The sequence below is a fragment of the Pantoea sp. genome (assembly GCF_039594315.1).
GTDB lineage: Bacteria > Pseudomonadota > Gammaproteobacteria > Enterobacterales > Enterobacteriaceae > Pantoea.
Genome location: NZ_JBCNNP010000011.1, coordinates 1 through 16,243, shown reverse-complemented (window position 1 = coordinate 16,243; position 16,243 = coordinate 1). Strand labels below are relative to the sequence as shown.

The following is a 16,243-nucleotide window of genomic DNA, read 5'->3' as shown; positions in this document are numbered from 1 at the left end:
AAAATTGGTTTTATTTCATCGCTGGGCACACAGCCAGCGATATAGGGTAATGAAAGGGGTTTAAATGCGGATTAACGCACGCTGGATAGGCGCGCTGCTGCTGAGTACCGTAGCGCTGAATGCCTTTGCCGATGTCGATAGCGGTTGGCAACCTATCAAAGAAACTATTCGTAAAAGTGACCACGATCCGCGCAGCTATCAGGCGATCACATTAAGCAACGGCATGACGGTTCTGCTGGTTTCGGATGCTGATGCACCAAAATCACTGGCAGCGCTGACGTTACCCATCGGTTCACTGGATGATCCCAATCAGCAATTGGGACTGGCGCATTATCTCGAACACATGGTGTTGATGGGTTCAAAGTTGTATCCACAGCCTGACAATCTCGCCGAATTCCTGAAAAAACACGGTGGTAGCCATAACGCCAGCACCGCTTCGTATCGCACCGCATTCTATCTGGAAGTGGAGAACGATGCGTTGCAACCGGCGGTGGATCGTCTGGCGGATGCGATTGCTGAACCGTTACTCGATCCGGTTAATGCCGATCGTGAACGTCATGCGGTCAATGCCGAATTGACCATGGCGCGTTCTCGTGATGGCTTGCGTATGGCGCAGGTCGGTGCGGAAACCCTCAATCCCGCGCACCCAGGTTCGCGCTATTCAGGCGGTAACCTTGATACGTTGAGCGACAAACCGGACAGCAAACTGCATCAGGCGTTGACCGATTTTTATCACAGCCACTATTCAGCCAATCTGATGAAGGCGGTGATCTACAGCAACAAACCACTGCCTGAAATGGCGGATATTGCGGCGAAAACCTTTGGCCGCGTGGCCAATAGCCAAACCAAAGTGCCGGAGATTGAAGTGCCGGTGGTGACCGATGCGCAGAAAGGCATCATCATCCATTACGTACCCGCTCAGCCGCGCAAGCAGTTAAAAATTGAATTCCGCATCGCCAACAACAGCGACAAATTCCGCAGTAAAACCGATACGCTGATCAGTTACATTCTCGGCAATCGCAGCAAAAACACGTTGAATGATTGGCTGCAAAAACAAGGTTTAGCTGACGGTGTCAGTGCCGGAGCCGATCCAATGACCGAACGCAACAGCGGCGTGTTTGCCATCAGCGTATCGTTAACCGATAAAGGCCTGGCGCAGCGCGACGAAGTGGTAGCAGCGGTGTTTAGCTATCTCAACATGCTGCGCGATAAAGGCATCAGTCAGGATTACTTTGATGAAGTCTCACATGTATTGGCGCTGGATTTCCGTTATCCGTCGATCACACGTGACATGGATTACATCGAATGGTTAGTGGATACCATGCTGCGCGTGCCGGTCGAACACACGCTGGATGCGCCTTATCTCGCCGATCAGTTTGATCCGGCCGCCATCAAATCTCGCCTTGATGAAATGACGCCGCAAAATGCGCGTATCTGGTATATCAGCCCGCAAGAGCCGCACAATAAAGAAGCCTACTTTGTCAATGCGCCGTATCAGGTGGATAAAATCAGCGCCGCCCAGTTCAGCGATTGGCAGCAACGCGCTACACAGCTACACCTGTCGATGCCGACGTTGAATCCCTACATTCCTTCTGATTTCTCAATCATGCCTTCAGACGGCAAAACCTATCAGCACCCGGTTGCCCTGACTAATGGCGATAGCATGCGTATCTATTGGATGCCAAGCCAGCTGTTCGCCAGCGAACCCAAAGCGGCGATTACGCTGGCGCTGCGCAACAAAGCGGCAATCAGCGATGCGCGTCAGCAGGTGCTGTTTGGTCTCAATGACTACCTTTCCAGCGTGGCACTGGATGAACTCAACTCGCAGGCTTCTGTCGGCGGCATCAGTTTCTCCACTGGCGAAGATGATGGCATCGTATTTAGCGCCAGTGGCTTCACGCAGCGCTTGCCGGAATTGCTGAAAAAACTGGTGGAAGGCTACGCTACCTTTACGCCGGATCAGCAGCAGTTGGAACAGGCCAAATCATGGTATCTGGATCGTCTGGAAGCGGCAGAAAAAGGCAAAGCCTTCGAGCAGGCGATTCAGCCGATGCAGATGCTGTCACAACTGCCTTACACCCAGCGCGAAACCCGTCGCAATCTGGTGAAAGACATTACGCTGAAAGAGGTCACAGATTATCGTGATGCGCTGATTCATCACGCGACGCCGGAAATGATGGTGGTGGGAAATCTCTCTGCCGACCGCGTCAAAACGCTCGGCGGCGAGCTACAGCAACAGTTACAAAGCGATGGTCATGGCTACTGGCACAGCGATTACGTGGTGGTGGATAAAGCGATGAAAGCCAACCTGCAAAAAGCCGGTAGCAGCACCGATTCGGCATTGGCCGCGCTGTATGTGCCGTTGGGCTATGACGAGTACCAAAGCATGGCGAACAGCACTATGTTGAGCCAGATCGTGCAGCCATGGTTCTACAATCAGCTACGTACCGAGGAGCAGCTTGGCTACGCGGTGTTTGCTTATCAGATGCCGATTGGCCGCCAATGGGGCATCGGTTTCTTGCTGCAAAGTAACAGCAAGCAGCCAGCCTATTTGTTGCAACGCTTCCAGGCGTTCTATCCGCAGGCGGAACAGCGTCTGCGCAGCATGAAAGCGGAAGATTTCGCCCAGTATCAACAGTCGCTGATCAACGATATGAAGCAGCGCCCGCAAACGCTTGATGAAGAAGCAAACCGCTTCAATCGCGATTTTAAACGGCAGAATTTTGCCTTCGATACGCGTGAAAAAGCCATTGAGCAGATCCAGAAACTGACGCCAACTGGTCTGGCGGATTTCTTCCATCAGGCGGTGTTAAGCCAACAAGGCATGGCGATGATCTCGCAAATTGGCGGTAGCCATGATGGCGCCACCAAAGATGATTATGCGCAACTGCCGGGCTGGACCACGTGGGACGAAGTGCAGAAGTTACAACAATCCTTGCCTGTGAAGAGTGATGCGCAATGAGTCAACTGCCTGAATCGCTCAATCCTATGACGCTGCCGCTGTGCGGTGAACGTCTGATTGAGGCCTCCGCCGGAACAGGCAAAACCTTCACCATCGGTTTGCTCTACCTGCGTTTGCTGCTGGGCTTGGGTGGGCCAAACGCCTATTCTCGCCCGCTGTCGGTGGAGGAGATTCTGGTGGTGACCTTTACCGAGGCCGCCACCGCTGAACTGCGCGGGCGTATTCGCGCCAATATCCACGAGCTGCGATTAGCGTGCCTGCGCGGCGTCAGCAGTAACCCAATGCTGATGCAACTGCTGCAAGAGATTCCGCAACCCGCTGATGCCGCTTCGTTGTTGCTGGCGGCGGAACGTCAGATGGATGAAGCGGCAATCTTCACCATTCACGGTTTCTGCCAGCGCATGCTGAATCTCAATGCGTTTGAGTCCGGCATGCTGTTTGAACAGCAGCTTATTGAAGATGAACAACTGCTGCTGCGCCAGGCGACGGCAGATTTCTGGCGTCGACATTGCTATCCGCTAACATTGGATGTCGCACGGGTGATTGTCAGCGAGTGGAGTGGCCCTGAACAACTGTTGGCAACCTTGCGCCCGTGGCTGCAAGGTGAATCACCTAGCTTGCTTTTGCCACCTGGCGATAATGAAACGCTGGCATCACGTCACAGCGAAAACCTGGCGCGTATCGCCGCGATTAAAGCGCAATGGCAAGCGGTTGGTGACGATGTGTTGACGCTGGTTGGGCAATCCGATGTGGATAAGCGCAGCTACAGCAGTAAAAACTTGCCCGTTTGGGTGAACAAAATCAGTTTCTGGGCGCAGAGCGAAACGCATGATTATCAGGTGCCGGCTGAATTGGCGCGCTTCGGCCAACGCATGCTGGATGAGAAGACCAAAAAGGGCCATCCGCCGCAGCATGCCTTATTCGACGCTATCGACCGCTTTATCGCCCAGCCGCTGTCGCTGCGCGATCTGGTGATTGCGCGCGCGTTAGTGGACATTCGCGCTGCGGTACGCAAAGAGAAACGCCAGCAGGCGTTATTGGGTTTTGACGATTTGCTCAGTCGGTTGGACGAAGCGCTGCAACAGCCGAGCGGCGAGCAATTGGCGCAAGCGATTCGTCAGCGTTTCCCGGTGGCGTTGATCGATGAGTTCCAGGATACCGATCCGCTGCAATATCGCATTTTCAGCACGCTGTATGTCAACCAACCGCAGCACGCGCTGTTGCTGATTGGCGATCCCAAGCAGGCGATTTATGCCTTTCGCGGCGCGGATATTTTTACCTACATTCGCGCGCGTAATGAAGTTAGCGCCCACTACACGCTCGACACTAATTGGCGCTCCTCTCCCGCCATGGTGAATAGCGTTAACCAGCTGTTTGCGCGCCTCGATTCACCGTTTTTATTCAGCGAAATTCCCTTCTTACCGGTGCATTTTGCGCCGCCGAATCAGCCGCTGTCGCTGAGTATCGATCAGCTTGAACAAGCGGCATTGCGTTTTTGGTTACAGCCGGAAAGTTGCAGCGTGGCCGATTATCAACAGCGCATGGCGCAGCAATGTGCTGCGGATATCAGCCGCTGGTTGCAAGCCGGACAGCAACAGCGTGCCATGTTGGGCAAAGCGCCAGCGTTAAGGCCGGTGCAAGCGTCTGACATCACGGTGCTGGTGCGCAGTCGCAATGAAGCCAACCTGATTCGTGAGGCGCTCAATCAATTGGGCATCCCATCGGTGTATCTCTCCAACCGCGACAGTGTTTACACCACGCCGGAAGCGCGTGAACTGCTGTGGTTGCTCCAGGCGATATTAGCGCCAGAGCAAGAGCGCATGCTACGAACCGCGCTGGCAACGTCGCTGTTTGCCTTCGACGCCGCGCAACTTGATGCACTGGATCAGGATGCACGCGGTTGGGATGAGCTGGTGGATACTTTTGCGCGCTGGCAACTGGTGTGGCAGCAGCGTGGCGTATTACCGATGCTGCGCGAAATGATGCTGGAGCGTCAGTTGGCGGAAAACTTGCTGGCATCGGAAAACGGCGAGCGACGCCTGACCGATTTGCTGCATCTCGGCGAACTGTTACAGGAAGCCGCGTCTCAACTCGACAGTCCGCATGCATTAGTGCGTCATCTGGCACAGCAAATTGCGCGGCCCGATAGCCAATCATCCAGCCAGCAATTGCGCCTTGAAAGCGATCGCCATCTGGTGCAAATCGTCACCATCCATAAATCCAAAGGGCTGCAATATCCGTTGGTGTGGTTGCCGTTTGCTGCCGGTTTTCGGGAAGCGGATACCGCGCTGTATCACGACCGTGAAAATTTTGACGCGGTGCTGGATCTGCAAGCCGACAAGGAGAGTTTGGCGCTGGCCGAGCAGGAGCGTCTGGCTGAAGATCTGCGCTTGCTGTACGTGGCGCTGACGCGTTCGATCTATCACTGTAGCGTGGGCGTCGCGCCGCTGTTTCGAGGCACGCGCAAAAAAGAGGGCGAGAGCGATTTGCACAAAAGTGCGCTGGGTTACTTGCTACAACGTGGCGAAGCGGCAACGTCAGAGCAACTCGCCAGCTTACTCAACGAAATAGCTGCCAGCGGCACCGATGTGGTGGTGGCAGACAATATTCAGGCCGAGCGCTGGCAGATTGACGCGGTTGCTGACAGCCAGCTTGATGCTCGCAGCATAACGCGTTTGTTGGCCGATCCATGGCGCGTCACCAGTTATTCTGGATTGCAGCAGCATGGCACCCATCGTGTGTTAGAGGTGATGCCCAATTTTGATGTTGAAGCGGCGGGTGAAGAGGATCGTGAAGATGATTTGCAGGCCGCGCTGACGCCACATCATTTTCCGCGCGGTGCGGCTCCCGGCACCTTCTTGCATGGACTGTTCGAATCACTGGATTTCCCGCAGCCGCCGCCAGACGAGAAGCTAGCGCAGCATCTACAAAACAACGGTTATCCGCTGCACTGGCAGCCGATGCTCAGCGAGTGGATCGCCCGTGTCGTTAGCACACCGCTAAATGCAGAAGGTATTCATCTGGCAGGCGTGCAGCGCAGTGATTGCTTAGTGGAAATGGTATTTTATCTGCCGATTGATAATGTGCTGACGGCACGTGATTTGAGCACGTTGATTGCGCAGGATGCACTGTCCGCACAGGCGCCGCCGCTGGATTTTCGTCAGGTGCAAGGCATGCTGAAAGGCTTTATCGATCTGGTGTTCCGCTGGCAGGGTAAATATTACCTGCTGGATTACAAATCTAACTGGCTCGGTGAAAGCCATGAAGCCTATACGCCTCAAGCCATGGCGCAAGCGATGATCGACCACCGCTACGATTTGCAGTATCAACTCTACACGCTGGCGCTGCATCGCTATTTAAAACATCGCGTGCCGGATTACGATTATGAGCAGCATTTTGGCGGCGTCTTCTATCTGTTCCTGCGCGGCATGGATGGCAGCTCGCCGGACAATGGCGTGTTCCATACGCGACCCACTTTCGACTTCGTTTCACAACTGGATAGCCTGTTTCGCGGGCCGGGAGCCGCAGCATGAGCGGGATGACGGCGTTATTAGCTCAGGCGGCTGAACTGCGATTGCTGCGATCGCTGGATGTGCAGTTCGCCCAACTATTGGCTGATGATCAGCAACCTGCGCGACTATTACTTGCGGCATGTCTAAGTGCCGAAGCGGGCGACGGGCACGTCTGCTTGCCGCTAACGCAATTAAGCCGCGACAATCTTTTTAATGGCCGTCATTCAGAATTAGCCAATGCGATTTGGCAGGCAGCGGGATCGCCGCAAGATTGGCATTCGATGGTTAATGGCTGGTCTGCGCTGAGTAGCGATGAACAGGCGGCACCGATTGTCATGAGTAACGGCCGTTTGTATTTGCATCGACTGTGGCAAAACGAAGGGCAAGTGGCGCGCTTCTTCCAGTCTGCATCCACTATGCAACATTTTGCGCCAGAAGAGGTCAGGGCGGTGCTGGATCAGCTTTTTGGCACCGAGTCAGACAACTGGCAGAAAATCGCGGCGGCTGTGGCCCTGACGCAGAAAACCGCGGTGATTTCCGGCGGTCCCGGCACAGGCAAAACCACCACGGTGGCAAAACTGTTGGCGGCGCTGATTCGTCTTAGCCAAGGTGCATTGCGCATTCAATTAGCGGCACCAACCGGAAAAGCGGCGGCGCGACTCACTGAATCATTGGGTAAAGCACTACAAAAACTGCCGGTTAGCGAGGCAGAGCGCCAGCGCTTCCCTACCGATGCCACCACTTTGCACCGCTTGCTTGGCGCACAGCCCGAAACGCAGCGATTGCGCTATCACGCGGGCAATCCATTGCATCTGGATGTGCTGGTGGTGGATGAAGCCTCAATGGTCGATCTCGGCATGATGGCAAACCTCATCGCGGCACTGCCACCGCAGGCGCGGGTGATTTTCCTCGGCGACCGCGATCAGTTGGCGTCGGTAGAAGCCGGTGCGGTGCTGGGCGATATCTGTCGTTGCGCCGAAGCCGGTTACAGCATGGCGCGCGCTGTGCAGTTGAGCGAGTTAACCGGCTGCAATGTGGAAGGTGTTGATGATGACAGCGCGCCTGCGGTGCGTGATGCGATTTGTCTGCTGCGCAAAAGTTACCGCTTTGATGCCAATTCAGGTATTGGCCAGCTTGCCACTGCGGTCAATCGCGGTGATGCCAAAGCGGTTGATGCAGCATTCATGGCAGGATTCAGCGATATCACGCGGCAGCCGTTGAATGATGGCGATGCTTATCAAGCGATGTTAGCGGAGATTGCCGCAGGTTATCAGCCGTTCTTGCAGCTGATTAGTCAGCGCGCCGATCCGGCGGAGATCATCGCGGCGTTTGGTCGTTATCAGTTGTTGTGCGCATTGCGTGAGGGCCCGTTTGGTGTGCAGGGATTAAATCAGCGTATTGAGCAGAAATTGATTCAGTTGCAACTGATTCGCCGTCCAACGGGCGGCAGCCGCTGGTATCAAGGACGTCCGGTGATGGTGACACGCAATGACAATGCGCTTGGCCTGTTTAACGGTGATATCGGCATTACCTTGTTCGATGATGAAGGTTTGTTGAAAGTCTTTTTCCCGTTGCCAGATGGCAGCATCAAAGCGGTACAGCCAAGCCGTTTACCTACCCACGATACCGCATGGGCAATGACGGTACACAAATCACAAGGTTCGGAGTTTGATCACACCGCGCTGGTGTTGCCCGCACAATTCCTGCCGGTGCTGACACGCGAATTAATCTATACCGCGATTACCCGTGCGCGTAAGCAGTTGACGTTGTATAGCGATGAAAGCGTATTCCGTCGTGCGGTGCAGTTACGTACGCAGCGTCGCAGCGGATTGCTGGAGCGGTTGGGCGGGGAGTGATTGTTGGCAATCCCGTGCGGTTTTCAGCCAGGTCACCATAAATGGCGACCTTACGTCCGAGATGTTGTAGGGTCGCCATTCATGGCGACCACTTACATCAGGCGTTAACCCAAATCGGCCATCAGCACTTTCGAGCGGCGCTGATAGTTGTACATCTGCTTCTTGCTCTCAGGCAGCGACTCAATATCCACCGGCGTAAATCCGCGCTCCTGGAACCAGTGAATACTGCGCGTGGTCAACACGAACAGCTTCTTCAAGCCCATCTGACGTGCCTGGAGCGCCACGCGATCCAACAATAACTCGCCACGCGAAGAACTACGGTAATCCGGATGTACCGCAACGCACGCCATCTCACCAATCAACTCATCCGGGAACGGATAAAGCGCCGCACAGGCGATGGTCAGATTATCGCGTTGGATGATGGTGAATTTATCGATCTCCATCTCCAGTTGCTCGCGTGAACGACGCACCAAAATACCTTGCTGTTCCAGCGGACGAATCAGCTCCAGAATGCCGCCAATATCATTGATGTTGGCCCGGCGAATCTGTTCAGCGGACTCCATCACAATCTGCGTACCGATACCGTCGCGCGAGAACAACTCTTGCAGCAACGCGCCATCTTCCTGATAGCTGATTAAATGGCTGCGACGCACGCCGCTGCGGCAGGCTTTCACCGCACCACGCAGGAAACGCACTGTGCCGGAGAGGAAATCACCATCGCTCTCCATTTCGTCGATGCGCGCTTGCGCTTCGTTCGGGAACAGCTCGGAGATAATGTTGCCTTCGCGATCGGTTACGCCTTGCTCAGAGCAGAAGCCGATCATTTTCTCGGCCTTCAACTTAATCGCTAACTGCGTCGCCACTTCTTCTGAGGTTAGGTTAAAGCTTTCGCCAGTCACTGAAACGGCCACCGGGCCGAGTAACACAATCGCATCGTTATCCAGTTGACGATGAATCGCCTCTTCATCAATACGACGGATACGGCCGCTGTGACAATAATCTACGCCATCATCGACACCCAACGGCTGCGCGATAATGAAGTTACCGCTGACCACATTGATATGCGCGCCTTGCAGCGGCGTATTGTTGAGGCTCATCGACAGACGCGCGGTGATGTCCAGCTGCAAACGGCCCGCCGCTTGCTTCACCAGTTCCAGCGACTGTGCATCAGTCACACGCGTGTGTTTGTGGTAAATCGGTTCCAGATTTTGCTGGGCCATGCTGGCATCGATCTGCGGACGTGCGCCGTATACCACCACTAAGCGAATGCCAAGGCTATGCAATAGGCCAATATCATTTACGATGCTAGAGAAGTTCTCATGCTCGATGGCTTCACCACCCAGCATGATGACAAAGGTCTTGTCACGGTGGGTATTTATATAGGGAACGGTATGACGAAAACCCTGAACCAGCTCTGTACTACGTTCCTTCACGGCAAACCCTCTATGCATGTTTATTCGTAATTTTCGTATTTTTATGCTCTTTTGCCGATTAATGCAAGCGTCGGACCTGACGTTACTTTACGATTTTCCTGATGCAACCCACGCTAACAGCCTGCATTATCTGGTTTTTCCGGCAAGACAAGACATTCCTGATTGAATAAAGTTTTCGCCTTCTGGTCATCAAATGACGATATTTTAGACAAAGCACAGCAGTTGGAGCGGCATGTCCGAAGCTTTTACACGACGACGATTATTACAAGGCGCAGGCGCATTATGGCTGCTTAGCGTCACGCGCACCGGGATGGCAGCTAGCCAGCATATTGTGGCGGTGCGCATCTGGCCATCATCGACTTACTCCCGCGTTACTCTGGAATCCAACGTTCCTCTCAAGTACAAGCAGTTCACGCTGAGTAATCCTAATCGGCTGGTGATTGATATCGAAAATATGCACATTAATCCGGTACTGAAAGGTGTCGATAAATTGGTGCGTGTTGACGATCCCTACATTAAAACCGCGCGTGTCGGCCAATTCGACGCCAATACCGTGCGTATCGTGCTGGAACTAAAGCGCAGTATTACGCCGAAGACCTTCACGCTGGCGCCTGTCGCGGGCATCAAGCATCGATTAGTGATCGATCTCTATCCGAGCCAAAAGTCGCAGGAAGAGGATCCCTTACTGGCATTACTACAGGATTACAATCAGGGCGATCTGGAGCGCGATCAGCCGGTGCAAGCCGCGTTACCTGGTAAAGCGGGGCGCGATCGACCGATTATCATCATGATCGATCCCGGTCATGGCGGGGAAGATCCCGGCGCGCACGGCAAAAACAAAACGCGTGAGAAAGATATTGTGCTGAAGATTGGTCGCTATCTAAAGTCGCTGATCGACAAAGAACGCAACATGAAAGCCTATATGACGCGCAACGAGGATGTGTTTATTCCGCTGCGCGTGCGGGTGGCGAAAGCGCGTAAACAGCGTGCTGATCTGTTTATCTCGATTCACGCCGATGCCTTTACCAGCCGAGCTGCGCGTGGTTCGTCGGTATTTGCGCTTTCAACCAGCGGCGCGACTTCAGCGGCGGCACGTTTTCTTGCTCAAACACAAAATGAAGCCGATTTGATTGGCGGCGTCAGTATGAGCGGCGATCGCTACCTCGATCACACCATGTTCGATATGGTGCAGCGTCAGACCATTAGCGACAGTTTGAAGTTTGGCAAAGAGGTGCTGACGCGTATGGGACGCATCAACCATCTGCACAAACGCACGGTAGATCAGGCGGGATTTGCAGTATTAAAAGCGCCGGATATACCGTCCATCCTGGTGGAAACCGCATTTATCAGTAACGTGGAAGAGGAGCGCAAACTGCGCACACCGCGCTATCAGCATGAAGTGGCTGAGGCGATTCTGCATGGCATTAAGGCGTATTTTGATAAGGGCGCGGCGCTGGCACATCGATAAGAGGAAAAGTGGCAGCAATGCCGCTTTTTTCCGAACAGCAGAAACAAAAAAACACCCGTTAAGGTGTTTAAATGATTGGTTGCGGGGGCCGGATTCGAACCGACGACCTTCGGGTTATGAGCCCGACGAGCTACCAGGCTGCTCCACCCCGCGTCCGAATGACGCATTTCGCGAAATTTTACTTCCCATCCATTCTTCTTAAGACAATTGGTTGCGGGGGCCGGATTCGAACCGACGACCTTCGGGTTATGAGCCCGACGAGCTACCAGGCTGCTCCACCCCGCGTCCGACTGACGCGTTACACGACACTTCACATTGTCTCTTCATTTAAGAAGAATTGGTTGCGGGGGCCGGATTCGAACCGACGACCTTCGGGTTATGAGCCCGACGAGCTACCAGGCTGCTCCACCCCGCGTCCGTGGATGCGCACTATACTCTCGGCGCGCTGTGATGCAACCCCTTTTTGAGACAAAGCTTCAAATTTACAGTCAGTTGGTGAACAAACCCACCATTCGATTATTTATTATACAGATGTGAGCAAGGCCGCGAGCGACGGATTTCATTCTCTGCGCCCCTTTGCTATCGTCGCCGGGCAAACAATCGATAAAAAGAGAAAGTTATGAAAGCACATTGGGCGAAGTATGCACTGACGGGCGCGTTTCTCGCGCTACTCGCGGGTTGTAGCTCCAAACCGACCGATCGCGGTCAACAATATATAGATGGCAAGCTGGAGCAACCGCTCGGGCTGGTCAATCAGCCGAATGCCAAAGGGCGTCCGGTGAATGGCAAAGATTTTAGTGACCAGGTGGTGCAGATTCAAACCGCATCGGCTGGCTTGTTCGGTCGTAACAACGGCACGTACAGCGCGATTCAAAACTGGCTGTTATCGGGTGCCGATACGCGTCAGCTCAACCAGTTTGGTTTGAACGCCTATCAGATGGAAGGCACCGACAATTACGGCAACGTACAGTTTACCGGTTACTACACGCCAGTGGTCGAAGCGCGTTATACCCGTCAGGGCGAGTTCCAGTATCCGATCTATCGCATGCCGCCGCGCACGCGCGGGCAGAAATTGCCGAGCCGCGCTTCTATCTATAGTGGTGGTCTCGACGATCGCTACGTTATCGCTTACAGCAATTCGCTGATTGATAACTTTATGATGGATGTGCAGGGCAGCGGTTACGTCGACTTTGGTGATGGCCGCCCGCTGCGCTTCTTTGGTTATGGCGGCAAAAATGGCTGGGCGTACCACAGCGTCGGTAAAGAGCTGATCGATCGCGGCGAAGTGAAGCGCGAAGATATGTCGATGCAAGCGATTCGCCAGTGGGCGCAAGAGCATTCGCCGGAAGAGGTCCGTTCGGTATTGGAAACCAACCAATCCTTCGTGTTCTTCAAACCTGAAGAGTATGTTCCCGTACGCGGCGCTAGCGCGGTGCCACTGATTGCCAAAGCGTCTGTCGCGTCCGACCGTTCATTGATTCCTGCCGGAACCGTGCTGCTGGCGGAAGTGCCGCAGTTGAATGAGAAGGGCAAATTCAATGGCAAATATGAGATGCGTTTGATGGTGGCGCTGGATGTGGGCGGCGCGATTAAAGGTCAGCATTTTGATATCTATCAAGGGGTTGGCCCGGATGCTGCCCACTTGGCCGGCTTCTACAATCATTATGGTCGCGTCTGGGTGCTGAAAGCGGCGCCGGGCACCGGTCAACCAGTGTTCAGCAACCCACAAAATGGCAACAACGGTTCGCTGCTGTTAGGTTCTAATTAATGTTGGTGGCGGGCATTTGGTCCGCTCTATAGAGAAAGGTTGGTTATGACTGTGGTTAGCGACGTCTGGCGACAACGCTTTGGCGGCACGGCGCGTCTGTATGGGCAGGACGCGTTACAGCGTTTTGCCGACGCGCATTTTTGCGTGATTGGCATTGGTGGTGTCGGTTCGTGGGCGGCGGAAGCGCTGGTACGCACCGGCATCGGCAAAATTACGCTGATTGATATGGACGATGTCTGCATTACTAATACCAATCGCCAGATTCACGCCTTGCAAGGCAAAGTGGGGCAGGCGAAAACCGAGGTGATGGCCGAGCGTATGCGCGCCATTAATCCCGAATGTGAAGTGATCTGCATTGATGATTTCATCACGCCGGAAAATACCGCCGAGCTGTTGTCTGCTGGTTTTGACTACGTAATTGATGCGATTGATAGCGTGCGGCCAAAGGCGGCGCTGATTGCCTGGTGCCGTCGCAATAAGATCCCGCTGATTACCACCGGCGGCGCAGGCGGACAGATCGATCCCACGCAGATCCAGGTTAGCGATCTGGCGAAAACCATTCAGGATCCGCTGGCAGCAAAGCTGCGTGAACGATTGAAGGGCGATTTTGGCGTGGTGAAGAACAGTAAAGGCAAGTTGGGTATCGACTGCGTGTTCTCGACCGAAGCGCTGATGTATCCGCAGCCGGATGGCAGTGTGTGTACCTCACGTTCAACCGCCGAAGGGCCGAAACGTATGGATTGTGCCGCCGGATTTGGTGCCGCGACCATGGTGACAGCCACCTTTGGTTTTGTGGCTGTTTCCCATGCGCTGAAGAAGTTTCTGGCTAAGGCGGCGCGTCAGGCCGCTTGATTGTGCAACTGCGCGGCGCGTTTCACGGCATCCGCCAGCGCCTGTAAACCACTGCTGCGTGACGCACTCAACTGCGCGCGCAGGCCTAAAGTATCAAACAACGCCAGCGGATCGTGTTGCAACAAGTCGGCTGGCGTTTTGCCTTCCACCGCTGTCAATAACACCGCAAGCAAACCGCGCACAATGCGGCCTTCGCTGTCACCATAGAAGTGCAGCGTACCGTTATTCAACAACTGGCTGCTCAGCCAGACACGATTTTCACAACCGGTTAATTCGATATCGGGCGTTTTAAGTTCTTCCGCTAACGCTGGTAGCTGGCGGGTAAGTTGGATCAGCTGGCGATAGCGATCTTCCCATTGATGAAAATGGCTGAATTTTTCCGTCAGGCTGGTTGCGGTAATCAAATCGCCAAACGGATGCGGGGCGAGCATGGTTGCGGTCATGTTATTCACTCAATAAGTCCACGGCATGGTGCATGGCGCGCACCAGCGCATCCACGTCCTGCAAATTATTATAGGGGGCGAATGAGACACGTAGCGTGCCGCTGACGCCGAGCGCCGCCATTAACGGTTGCGCGCAATGCTGTCCGGCGCGTAGCGCGATGCCTTGTTCAGCGAGCAATGTAACGATATCGCTATGATGAATACCATCAATATCAAAGGCTAACAGGCTGGCGTTGCCGCAGCGGAAACTGCGGAAACCGGGGATCTCGCTGAGCTGTTCTTCCGCCAGGCTTGCCAGTTGCTGGCTCCACATTTCGGCTTTATTGGTGTGATTGTGTGCCAGCCACTCCAGCGCGGCGCTTAATCCCACTACGCCCGCCACGTTTGGCGTTCCGGCTTCAAAGCGCCACGGCACTGGCTGCGGTGTGAAGCCGTTGAAATCCACCTGCGTCAGCATCTTGCCGCCGCCTTGCCACGGCTGCATGGCTTCCAGCAATTCGGCTTTGCCGTACAGCGCGCCAATGCCCATCGGTCCGTAGAGTTTATGTGCGGAAAAGGCGTAGAAGTCGATGTCCAGCGCCTGCACATCCGGCGGGCAATGCACCACGCCTTGTGCGCCATCGACCATCACTTTCGCGCCGACGGCATGCGCTAGCTGAATGGCTTGCGCCAGATCAGGGCAGCCGCCGGTGACGTTGGACATCTGTCCAATCGCCAGCAATTTAGTGTGTTGATTAAGCAGCGCAGGCAGTTGTGTGATATCCGGCAGCCGATCGGCGCCCAACGGCCATTTCACCACCTTCGCACCACTGGCTTGCGCCACCATTAACCACGGCACCAGATTGGCGTGATGTTCAGCTTCGCTCACCACAATCTCGTCGCCCGCTTGCAGACGCGGCATCAGCCAACTGTTCGCCACCAGATTGATGGCTTCGGTGGTGCCGCGCGTCCAGACGATTTGCCGGTCATCAGCTGCATGCAGTAAGCGAGCCACCAACCCGCGCGCTTGTTCATACTTTTCAGTCAAGACACGTGCGGCGGCGAATTGGCTGCGATGAACGGTGCCTGCGCTCAAGCTGTAAAACTGCGCGGTGGCATCAATCACCGCTTGCGGCTTCAACGTGGTGGCGGCGCTATCGAGATAGATACCCGCATCGCTCAGCGCTGGAAACTGTTGGCGAAAGGTGGTGGGAGAAAAAAGCGTCATACTCAGTCCACTGTTAATGATTTAAGACCAGGACGAAAGCTGGCCTGTTGCCTGGCAAAGCTGGAAAAGCGCGTTATGCTAATTATTGCAAGGTTTGAACCGAAACCCGCATAACGAATCGCTATTCATAGTTGATTTCACTGTTGCCAACGCTGGCACGCGCATGCGGGTGGTTTAATGCAATCAATCTGCAAGGAGATAGAAGATGAATAAACTCACCGCAGTGCTGGCCGTGTGCACCATGGCCTTTACCCTGGCCGCATGTTCAAGCAATTACGTGATGCACACCAATGATGGTCGCACCATTGTTGCGGATGGCAAACCTAAAGTTGATGACGAAACCGGTATGATCAGCTATCAAGATGCCAATGGCAACAAGCAACAGATTAACCGCTCTGACGTCAAAGAGATGGTAGAGATGGGCCAGTAAGGTCTGTTTTTTAGATAAAAAAAAGCACCGCAATTTGCGGTGCTATTTAAAATCACTATGGACAGACAGGGTAAATCTACAGGAATTAAAAGCTTGATCTGCAATCGTCAGATCAAAATGCAAACACAACATCACGACCACAAGCCAAAAGCTCTCCAAATGTCTGCGATCTCTCGCACGTTTCTAGAAATCTTTTCGTTCCGGCTCAGGAAGTGCGGCAACTATAGGTATTTGCTGGAGCTTCCTCAACGGACAAATTATAATGTCTCGGATTAAAAAAACTAATACGTAGCGACTTTGTATAAGTTGAAG

The 16,243-nt window shown here is 54.2% G+C and carries 10 protein-coding genes and 3 tRNA genes; 7 read left to right on the top strand and 6 right to left on the bottom strand.

All coding sequences use genetic code 11. The features are described 5' to 3' along the window. Nucleotides 1–64: 64 nt before the first annotated feature. From ptrA to recD, 3 genes are read left to right on the top strand one after another with little or no spacing between them, the layout of a single operon-like run. Nucleotides 65–2,962 carry a pitrilysin gene (gene ptrA, locus ABDW13_RS09755; RefSeq protein ID WP_343552362.1) on the top strand — a complete coding sequence of 966 codons (2,898 nt, stop codon included), beginning with the start codon at nt 65–67 and terminating at the stop codon, nt 2,960–2,962. Continuing rightward, nucleotides 2,959–6,495: an exodeoxyribonuclease V subunit beta gene (gene recB / locus ABDW13_RS09750; RefSeq protein WP_343552361.1), complete on the top strand. Its 3,537-nt coding sequence runs from the start codon at nt 2,959–2,961 to the stop codon at nt 6,493–6,495. The genes ptrA and recB overlap by 4 nt, the downstream gene beginning before the upstream one ends. Beyond that, complete coding sequence (gene recD, locus ABDW13_RS09745; RefSeq protein ID WP_343552360.1) at nt 6,492–8,330, top strand: exodeoxyribonuclease V subunit alpha; 1,839 nt, start codon at nt 6,492–6,494, stop codon at nt 8,328–8,330. Before recB ends, recD begins: the two co-directional genes overlap by 4 nt. Before the next feature lie 104 nt (nt 8,331–8,434). On the opposite strand, the gene argA is transcribed toward recD, so the two are convergent. Beyond that, on the bottom strand, nt 8,435–9,781 hold the full coding sequence (gene argA, locus ABDW13_RS09740; RefSeq protein WP_343552359.1) for an amino-acid N-acetyltransferase: 1,347 nt from the start codon (nt 9,779–9,781) through the stop codon (nt 8,435–8,437). A gap of 214 nt (nt 9,782–9,995) precedes the next feature. Between argA and amiC the strand changes: the two genes are divergently transcribed. Continuing rightward, complete coding sequence (gene amiC / locus ABDW13_RS09735; protein WP_343552358.1) at nt 9,996–11,231, top strand: N-acetylmuramoyl-L-alanine amidase AmiC; 1,236 nt, start codon at nt 9,996–9,998, stop codon at nt 11,229–11,231. Nucleotides 11,232–11,307: 76 nt separating this feature from the next. Here amiC and ABDW13_RS09730 read toward each other — a convergent pair. The 3 genes from ABDW13_RS09730 to ABDW13_RS09720 all read right to left on the bottom strand — a co-directional run bounded on the left by ABDW13_RS09730 (nt 11,308) and on the right by ABDW13_RS09720 (nt 11,646). After that, nucleotides 11,308–11,384 (bottom strand) — tRNA-Met (locus tag ABDW13_RS09730). A gap of 55 nt (nt 11,385–11,439) precedes the next feature. Then, nucleotides 11,440–11,516, bottom strand: a tRNA-Met gene (locus ABDW13_RS09725). Nucleotides 11,517–11,569: 53 nt separating this feature from the next. Continuing rightward, a tRNA-Met gene (locus ABDW13_RS09720) sits at nt 11,570–11,646 on the bottom strand. Between the two features lie 204 nt (nt 11,647–11,850). On the opposite strand from ABDW13_RS09720, the gene mltA reads away from it, so the two are divergent. Together mltA and tcdA are read left to right on the top strand one after the other, a co-directional pair. After that, the gene (gene mltA, locus ABDW13_RS09715) at nt 11,851–12,999 is read left to right on the top strand and encodes a murein transglycosylase A (protein WP_343552357.1); all 1,149 of its coding nucleotides are present in this window, start codon (nt 11,851–11,853) and stop codon (nt 12,997–12,999) included. 45 nt (nt 13,000–13,044) lie between these two features. Then, nucleotides 13,045–13,851, top strand: coding sequence for a tRNA cyclic N6-threonylcarbamoyladenosine(37) synthase TcdA (tcdA, locus tag ABDW13_RS09710; protein WP_343552356.1), 807 nt, complete (start codon nt 13,045–13,047; stop codon nt 13,849–13,851). On the opposite strand, the gene csdE is transcribed toward tcdA, so the two are convergent. Then, complete coding sequence (gene csdE / locus ABDW13_RS09705; protein WP_343552355.1) at nt 13,839–14,294, bottom strand: cysteine desulfurase sulfur acceptor subunit CsdE; 456 nt, start codon at nt 14,292–14,294, stop codon at nt 13,839–13,841. The genes tcdA and csdE overlap by 13 nt on opposite strands. Nucleotide 14,295: 1 nt before the next feature. Further along, nucleotides 14,296–15,501 carry a cysteine desulfurase CsdA gene (csdA, locus tag ABDW13_RS09700; RefSeq protein WP_343552354.1) on the bottom strand — a complete coding sequence of 402 codons (1,206 nt, stop codon included), beginning with the start codon at nt 15,499–15,501 and terminating at the stop codon, nt 14,296–14,298. 205 nt (nt 15,502–15,706) lie between these two features. Here csdA and ABDW13_RS09695 point away from each other — a divergent pair, with 205 nt between their 5' ends. After that, on the top strand, nt 15,707–15,931 hold the full coding sequence (locus ABDW13_RS09695; RefSeq protein WP_007891746.1) for a YgdI/YgdR family lipoprotein: 225 nt from the start codon (nt 15,707–15,709) through the stop codon (nt 15,929–15,931). The last annotated feature ends 312 nt before the right edge of the window (nt 15,932–16,243 follow it).